General features: G+C 74.2%; 3 protein-coding genes. 1 reads left to right on the forward strand and 2 read right to left on the reverse strand.

The window, feature by feature from the left end; translation table 11 throughout:
- The coding region (locus ACYVE9_RS24010; RefSeq protein ID WP_461029983.1) for an ATP-binding cassette domain-containing protein at positions 1 to 737 on the forward strand (737 nt) is incomplete at its 5' end.
- A 45-nt stretch (positions 738 to 782) separates the two neighbouring features.
- Here the strand turns inward: ACYVE9_RS24010 and ACYVE9_RS24015 are convergent.
- Complete coding sequence (locus tag ACYVE9_RS24015; protein WP_461029984.1) at positions 783 to 1,388, reverse strand: LuxR C-terminal-related transcriptional regulator; 606 nt, start codon at positions 1,386 to 1,388, stop codon at positions 783 to 785.
- 297 nt (positions 1,389 to 1,685) lie between these two features.
- Positions 1,686 to 1,904 (reverse strand): dodecin, encoded by a 219-nt coding sequence (locus ACYVE9_RS24020; RefSeq protein ID WP_461029985.1) that lies wholly within the window; start codon positions 1,902 to 1,904, stop codon positions 1,686 to 1,688.
- Positions 1,905 to 2,172: the final 268 nt, after the last annotated feature.

Raw genomic sequence — 2,172 nt, forward strand, 5'->3', positions numbered from 1 at the left:
ACCGCGGCCGGGCGGCGGTGACCCTGCGCGGGGTGACGTTCGCCTACGGGCCCCGGGCCCGGCCCGTGATCGACCGGCTGGACCTCACCGTCGCGCACGGTGAGCACCTGGCCGTGGTGGGCCCCAGCGGCATCGGCAAGTCCACGCTCACCGCCCTGCTGGCCGGGCTGCTGCCGCCGGGGGAGGGCACCGTGCTGCTGGACGGTGTCCCGGTCGGCGACGGGCGGGGCCCGGTCGGCCCGGAGGCCGCCGCGGCCCGCACCCTGCTCCCGCAGCAGGCGTACGTCTTCACCGGCTCCGTCGAGGACAACCTGCGCTACCTGCGTCCCGACGCGTCGGACGGGCAGCTCGCTGCCACCCTCGACGCCATGGACCTGGGGCCGCTCGTGGAGCGCCTCGGCGGCCTGGACGCCGAGGTCGACCCGGAGGCGCTCTCCCAGGGGGAGCGACAACAACTGGCGCTCGGCCGCGCTCATCTCTCGCCGGCGCCGCTGCTCCTGCTGGACGAGGCGACCTGCCACCTGGACCCGGACGCCGAAGCGCGAGCCGAGGCGGCGCTCGCCGCCCGGCCCGGCACGCTGCTGGTGGTGGCGCACCGGCTGTCCTCGGCGCGTCGCGCCGACCGGGTCCTGATCATGGACGGCACTCGGGCCCGGAGCGGTACCCACGAGGAGCTGCTCGGCACGTCGCCGCTCTACCGGGAGCTGGTCGGGGTGTGGGAGGCGGGGCGGGCCTGAGCACGCGGCCCCCCACCGACCGGTGCGCCGGGCCTGCGGCGCCCTTCACATCCAGCCGGCGCCCTGCGAGATGCGGATGGCGTCCATCCGGTTCCGGGCCCCCACCTTGCGGGTCGCCGCGGCCATGTAGTTGCGGACGGTGCCCTTGGACAGGTGGAGGTTCTGGGCGATGTCGGCCACCGATCTGCCCTCGGCGGCGAGGGAGAGCACGGTCAGCTCCCGTGGCGTCAACGGCATCTCGGCCGCCTGGAGAAAGCCGAACGCCAGCGAGTCGTCGATGAACCGCTCACCCTTGCGGACCGTGCGTATCGCCTCCGCGAGCTTGCCCGACGGGGCGTTCTTGTCCACGTAGCCCAGCGCCCGGGCGTCGTAGGCCCGGCGCAGCAGGCCGGGCCGGTCGGCGGCGGCCAGCACGAGCAGTGCGCCCTGCCGGCCGAGGCCGCCCCGGGCGAGTTCGAGCGCTTCGAGCAGGGTGGCGGCTCCCGGGCAGTCGATGTCCACCATGTACACGTCCGGCCGATCGCACCGGATGCGGTCCGCGAGGCCCCGCCGTCCCACCGACGTGACCTGGAATCCGGCTTCGGCCCGGAGTAACGCGACCAGCGCGGACCGGAACAGGACAGCCTCGTGCACCACAAGTACCCGGGTCATTCCCCCACCTCTCGTCACCGACGGTGTGGCCTCTGCCGGTGCCGGGCGATTCCCCCCGCCGCCCGGCACGGCGCCACGAGTCCATCCGCACATGTGCCCGTGCGGCAGGCGGAGGAACGCCTCGGCCGAGGCGCACCCTCTCGAATTGAAGCGCGGGCGCTTTCTGCGCGCTCCGGCGCACGAAACAATGCGCCCCCCTGCGCCCTTGTCGCGGCGGCTTCCACGAGCCGCGACCGGACGCGCTCGGCCCCGCCGGCGCGCGGTGCGGCGGCGGGGCCGGGCGGGTGTCGGCAGGCGCTACGAGGTGGTGTCCTCCAGCCGGAAACCGACCTTGAGACCCACCTGGAAGTGGGCGACCTCGCCGTTCTCGATGTGCCCGCGGACCTGGGTCACCTCGAACCAGTCCATGCCCCGCAACGTCTGCGAGGCCCGGCCGATCGCGTTGCGGATCGCTGCGTCCACGCCCTCGTGCGAGGTGCCGACGATTTCGGTGACCCGGTAGGTGTGCTCACTCATGCGCGTCTCCTGGAAGTCGTGGGGAGTCACTGGGAGGCCAGTGCGGTTCGGTGGGTGCCGGTGCGGACTCACGGGAACGTGTCGGAACCCGGTTGGGATGAAAGGGGCTGAAAGGGGACGGAAGGTCGGGGCGGTGAGGTGGCGGCTGTCCGGGGACGTTGCCGGGTGTCGGCGTGAAGGACCCCTTCCACGGTGCCCCACCCGGCCGCCTCCCGCACCCCGCCGCCTCCGCGCCCGGCACGCACCCCGCCGCCTCCCGCACCCGGCG

It is taken from the genome of Streptomyces sparsus, from assembly GCF_054776295.1.

Bases quoted from the DNA above. Each gene is read 5' to 3' on its own strand.
- ACYVE9_RS24020 (WP_461029985.1), bottom strand. From the start codon at position 1,904: ATGAGTGAGCACACCTACCGGGTCACCGAAATCGTCGGCACCTCGCAC.
- ACYVE9_RS24015 (WP_461029984.1), bottom strand. From the start codon at position 1,388: ATGACCCGGGTACTTGTGGTGCACGAGGCTGTCCTGTTCCGGTCCGCG.